Source organism: Rhizobacter sp. P3_B12 (assembly GCF_056402895.1).
Genome location: NZ_JBFUGN010000438.1, coordinates 1 through 4,939, shown reverse-complemented (window position 1 = coordinate 4,939; position 4,939 = coordinate 1). Strand labels below are relative to the sequence as shown.

The 4,939-nt window shown below is 67.2% G+C and carries 8 protein-coding genes; all 8 read right to left on the bottom strand.

What is annotated here, in order from left to right; translation table 11 throughout:
- Nucleotides 1-553, bottom strand: a 553-nt coding sequence (locus AC1D01_RS20635) for a flagellar biosynthetic protein FliR (protein WP_477869567.1), incomplete at its 3' end; no start/stop codon positions are given.
- 28 nt (nucleotides 554-581) lie between these two features.
- Nucleotides 582-851 (bottom strand): flagellar biosynthesis protein FliQ, encoded by a 270-nt coding sequence (gene fliQ / locus AC1D01_RS20630; protein ID WP_477869565.1) that lies wholly within the window; start codon nucleotides 849-851, stop codon nucleotides 582-584.
- Nucleotides 852-870: 19 nt separating this feature from the next.
- Nucleotides 871-1,629 carry a flagellar type III secretion system pore protein FliP gene (gene fliP / locus AC1D01_RS20625; RefSeq protein WP_477869569.1) on the bottom strand — a complete coding sequence of 253 codons (759 nt, stop codon included), beginning with the start codon at nucleotides 1,627-1,629 and terminating at the stop codon, nucleotides 871-873.
- A 22-nt stretch (nucleotides 1,630-1,651) separates the two neighbouring features.
- A complete protein-coding gene (locus AC1D01_RS20620) occupies nucleotides 1,652-2,005 on the bottom strand; it encodes a FliO/MopB family protein (RefSeq protein WP_477869563.1) in 354 nt (117 codons plus the stop codon).
- 3 nt (nucleotides 2,006-2,008) lie between these two features.
- Nucleotides 2,009-2,407, bottom strand: coding sequence for a flagellar motor switch protein FliN (fliN, locus tag AC1D01_RS20615; RefSeq protein ID WP_369820469.1), 399 nt, complete (start codon nucleotides 2,405-2,407; stop codon nucleotides 2,009-2,011).
- Nucleotides 2,408-2,435: 28 nt separating this feature from the next.
- The gene (gene fliM, locus AC1D01_RS20610; RefSeq protein ID WP_047500482.1) at nucleotides 2,436-3,440 is read right to left on the bottom strand and encodes a flagellar motor switch protein FliM; all 1,005 of its coding nucleotides are present in this window, start codon (nucleotides 3,438-3,440) and stop codon (nucleotides 2,436-2,438) included.
- A gap of 34 nt (nucleotides 3,441-3,474) precedes the next feature.
- Nucleotides 3,475-4,080: a flagellar basal body-associated FliL family protein gene (locus tag AC1D01_RS20605; protein ID WP_477869561.1), complete on the bottom strand. Its 606-nt coding sequence runs from the start codon at nucleotides 4,078-4,080 to the stop codon at nucleotides 3,475-3,477.
- A 196-nt stretch (nucleotides 4,081-4,276) separates the two neighbouring features.
- Nucleotides 4,277-4,939: flagellar hook-length control protein FliK (locus AC1D01_RS20600; protein WP_477869559.1), on the bottom strand; the 663-nt coding region annotated here is incomplete at its 5' end.

Here is a 4,939-nt window from a genome sequence, read left to right as displayed (position 1 = left end):
GCCCGAGCTTGAAGACCTCGGCACCCCACAACTGCGGCTGCAGCACCCGCAGGAAGCTGAACGGCTCGGCGCTGACAGGAAAGGCCTGGAAGCTCTGCACCATCGCCGCGATCATCAGCAGGTGGCCGTTGATGATGATGAACAGCCAGCCGACGATGATGCCGAAGAAGCGGCCCACCGCGTTGCCCTCGGCACCGCTCATCGGGTCGAAGAAGCCGGCGAAGTTCAGCCCCATCTGCAACCCGACCAGCTCGCCGGCGAACTCGATCGCGGCGAACACGATGCGCGCCGAGAAGCCCAGCGTGATGCCGATCAGCACCTGCTGCAGCACCACCGCGTAGAGCATCGGCGAATCGAGCGGGATCACCGGCATCGCCGGCAGCGAGGCCTGCGCGCTGATCGTGATCAGGAACGCCAGGCCGACCCGCACCCGCACCGGCACGTTCTTCTGCGACAGCAGCGGCGCGCTGCTGAACAGCGCCAGCACGCGGATGAACGGCCACAGCAGCGGGGTCAGCCAGGCGGCGAGTTGGGCGTCGGTGAAGGTGAGCATGATTGCCCAGGGCGAACGGCTTGTGGCGTCAGCCCACCACCGTCGGGATCGCGGTCAGCGTGCGCTGCACGTACTCGACCAGCGTGGTCAGCATCCACGGCCCGGCGAACATCAGCACCGCCACCGCCGCGACGATCTTCGGCACGAACGACAGCGTCTGCTCGTGGATCTGCGTGGCCGCCTGGAAGATGCTGACCAGCAGGCCCACGCCCAGCACCACCAGCAGCACCGGCGCCGACACCATCAGCAGCAGGTACAGGCCCTGCTGGCCCAGCGTGAAGACTTGTTGGGAATCCATCGGAATCTCTTCAGTGAGTTCAGGTCGAGAAGCTGGCGGCCAGCGAGCCCAGCAACAGGTTCCAGCCATCGGCCAGCACGAACAGCATCAGCTTGAACGGCAGCGCCACCAGCACCGGGCTCAGCATCATCATCCCCAGGCTCATCAGCACGCTCGCGACGATCATGTCGATCACCAGGAACGGGATGAAGATCAGGAAGCCGATCTGGAACGCGCTCTTCAACTCGCTCGTCACGAAGGCCGGCACCAGCACCTTGAACGGCACGTCGGCGGCCTTCACCGCGGCATCCACCTTCGCGAGCTTCGAGAACAGCATCAGGTCGGCCTGGCGCGTCTGCTTCAGCATGAAGGCGCGCATCGGCACCTCGCCGCGCTTCAGCGCCTCGTCGAAGGCGATCTTGTTCTCCGAATACGGCTGGTAGGCATCGGCGTAGACCTTGTCCAGCGTCGGGCTCATCACGAAGAAGGTCAGGAACAGGCTCAGCCCGACGATCACCTGGTTCGGCGGCGCCGATTGCGTGCCCATCGCCTGGCGCAGCAGGCTCAGCACGATCACGATGCGGGTGAAGCCCGTCATCATCAGCAGCACCGCCGGCAGGAACGACAGCGCGGTGAAGAACAGCAGCGTCTGGATCGGCACCGAGTAGCTGGTACCGCCCGCCCCCTGCCCCACCAGCAGCGGCAGCGCGGCACCACCGCCCGGCGCAGCCTGCGCTAAAGCCGCTGCAGGAACGGCCGACAACACCGTCAAGGCAGCGATCGTGCCGATGCGGCGCACGAGGGCCAAAGAAAAGAAACGATCAGCGTTCACCGGTCGACCCCTGGTCACGGCGCAGGCGAGAAAGAATCTGCGCGAAAGCGGGATGCACGGCCGGCATCTGCGGCGGTGCCGCTTCGGCCTGCGGCGCCATGTTGTGCAGCACGGTGATGCTCTGCGGCGTGACGCCCAGCACCAGCCAGCGCCGCTGCTCGCCCTGCCCCACCTCGACGGTGACCAGGCGCTGGTTCGACGACAGCGGCAGCGCAGCCACGCTGCGCATCACCCCCAGCCCGCCGGCACCGCCCATCGGTGTGCGCTTGAGCAGCCACAGGGCCACCGGGATCATCGCGATGATCGCGACGAACCACATGAACGACGTGATCGCAGGCGACATCGCTCAGGCACCCTTGCTCAGGCGGCGCATGCGCTCGCTGGGCGTCACGATGTCGGTCAGCCGGATGCCGAACTTGTCGTTCACCACCACCACCTCGCCCTGCGCGATCAGGTAGCCGTTGACCAGCACGTCCATCGGCTCGCCGGCCAGTGCGTCGAGCTCGACCACCGAGCCCTGCGCCAGCTGCAGGATGTGCTTGATCGGGATCCGCGTGCGCCCCAGCTCCACGGTGAGCTGCACCGGGATGTCCAGGATCATGTTGATGTCGTTCGGCGCCGACGGCCCCGCGCCCGACGCGAAGTTCGTGAACGCCACCGGCGACACCTGCTCGGCCGCGTTCTGCACCTCGGAGGCGGTCTCGGGCTTGGTCTCGGCGAGTGCGGCGGCCCACTCGGCGGCCATCGCGTCCTCTTCGGACGGCGCTGCGTTGTCAGCTGACATTGTTTTCCCCCAACCAGCTCATCGACGAGCCGGTCAACAGTTGATCGATCTTCAAGGCGTACTTGCCGTTGGAGGTTCCGTAGTGGCAGTCGAACACCGGCACGCCCGACACCTTGGCCTGGATGCCGGCCTGCAGGTCGAGCTCGATGAAATCGCCGGGCTTGAACGACAGCAGTTGCTCCACGGTGGCCGGGGCCTGCGCGAGCTCGGCCACCAGCTCGACCTCGGCCGACTGGATCTGCTGCTTCAGCAGGTTGACCCAGCGCTTGTCCGGCTCGTTGCTGTCGCCCTGGATGGTCGAATACAGCACGTCGCGGATCGGCTCCAGCGTCGAGTACGGGATGCAGAAATGGATGGTGCCGGTGGTGTCGCCGATCTCCAGCGTGAAGCTGGTGGCCACGACGATCTCGCTCGGCGTCGCGATGTTGGCGAACTGCGGCTGCATCTCCGAGCGCTGGTATTCCAGCTCGAGCGGGTAGATGCCGTGCCAGGCCTTCTTGTATTCCTCGGTCACCACGTCGACCAGGCGCGTGATGATGCGCTGCTCGGTCGGCGAGAAATCGCGGCCCTCGATGCGGGTGTGGAACTTGCCCGCGCCGCCGAACAGCGAATCGATCACCGCGAACACCAGCGTCGGGTCGCACACCACCAGGCCGCTGCCGCGCAGCGGGCGCACCGAGACGATGTTGAAGTTGGTCGGCACCACGATCTCGCGCAGGAAGGCGCTGTACTTCTGCACCTTGATGCCGCCGATCGAGATCTCCGGGCTCTTGCGGATGAAGTTGAACAGCCCGATGCGGATGTTGCGCGCGAAGCGCTCGTTGATGATCTCCATCGTGGGCATGCGCCCACGGACGATCCGCTCCTGGCTGGCAATGTCGTAATTGCGGATGCTGCCGTGCTGGACCTCTTCCTCTTCCAGCTTCTGGCTTTCCCCGGTGATGCCCTGCAACAGCGCATCGACTTCGTCTTGCGAGAGGATCTGCTGGTTCATGGGGTGGGCCTGGTGGTGACGAGCGGATGCGGCGTCACTGGATGATGAAGGTGGAGTAGTGCACGTGCGTGACCGGGTTGTGCACCGCGGCCTTGCGCTTCTTCTTGCCCTTCTTGCCCTTGGACGCGTCGTCGTCCGCGTCGTCGGCGTCGACCTCGATGCCCAGCGGCAGCACCGCTTCGCGCATCACGTCCCTGGCGAGCTGGATCTTGCCGTCGCCGTCCAGCAGCTGCTGCGAGGTCTTGTGCGACATCACCATCAGGATGCCGCTGCGGATCGCCGGCATGTAGACCTTCAGCTGCTCGGCGAACTTCGGGTCGTCGACCTCGAGCGTGACGCCGATCTGCGCGAAGCGCTCGGCATCCTTGTCGGCCAGGTTGACGACGAACACCTCGAGCGGCACGAAGGTCGGGACCGTCTTGTGCTCGTCCTTGGCATGCTTCTCGGGCGCGGCGGCACCGGCGTCGTCGCCGTCTTCTTCCTCGGCGGCCGCGGCGGCCGCGGCGGCCTTCTTCTTCATCACCACGACGGCGCCGCCACCGCCCAGCACCAGCGCGAGCACGGCGGCCACGATGATGATCAGCTTCTTCTTGCCCTTCGGGGCTGYACCGGCAGGAGCGTCGGCGACGGCAGTGGACATGGACATTTCCCTCGTTGGAGCCCGTTCGGCAGCGCCACGACGGCGCCGCACTCACGGGTTGCAATGGGGAAATTATGGAAAACGGGCGGAAATCCTAAAGCGCGAAAAGCGGGGGAAAAGGAGGCCGTTCGGTCGTTCGTAGCCCGGATGGCAATCCGGGAACGCATGGCACGGCCGACCCGGATTGGCATCCGGGCTACGCGTAGAGATCGAGCCCACCGGCCGAGACGCGGGCGGTGCTGCGGCGCGGGGCGGCCGCTTCCGCCGCCTCGACGCCGCCGATGCTGCGCGAGCGCGAACCGCCCTCGCCGCGGCCCTGGCCGCCGTCCGGCGAGCCCTGGCGGGCCTGCTGCGAGACGCCGCCGCCGGTCAGCGTGAAGCCGGCATCGCGCAGCGCGGACGCCAGCTCCGGCAGCCCGCTCTCGATGAGCTGGCGGGTGCTGGCCATGTCGGCGCCGAAATCGACCTGCGCCTGGCTGCCGTCGATCGCGATCTGCACCGAGATCGGCCCCATCTCGGCCGGGTTCAGGTGCAATTCGGCCTGCTGCACGCCGTCGGCGGCCAGCACGCTGACCTGCACGCCCAGCGATTGCGTGAATTCCGGCGCATCCACCGGGGTCGGCAGGTGGACGACCGTCGGGGCTTCCGCCGGCGCGCTCGGCGCCGTGGCAGCCAGGCCAGCGGCCAGCAGCGCAGCGCTGGCCGGCGCGGCATCGGTGCGCGCGCCATCCGATGCGCCGTGCACCTGGGCCGCGACCTCGCGGAACGACGTGATTTTCTCGGCCGCCTCGGCCAGCAGCTTCGCCGCCGGTGCATCGGCCCCGGTCGCTTGCGCGGCACGGTCGGCGCGCGCACCGGG

Excerpts from the sequence above, each read along its gene's own strand:
- fliQ (WP_477869565.1), bottom strand. The coding sequence starts at position 851 with ATGGATTCCCAACAAGTCTTCACGCTGGGCCAGCAGGGCCTGTACCTG.
- AC1D01_RS20620 (WP_477869563.1), bottom strand. The coding sequence starts at position 2,005 with ATGTCGCCTGCGATCACGTCGTTCATGTGGTTCGTCGCGATCATCGCG.
- fliN (WP_369820469.1), bottom strand. The coding sequence starts at position 2,407 with ATGGCCGCCGAGTGGGCCGCCGCACTCGCCGAGACCAAGCCCGAGACC.
- fliM (WP_047500482.1), bottom strand. The coding sequence starts at position 3,440 with ATGAACCAGCAGATCCTCTCGCAAGACGAAGTCGATGCGCTGTTGCAG.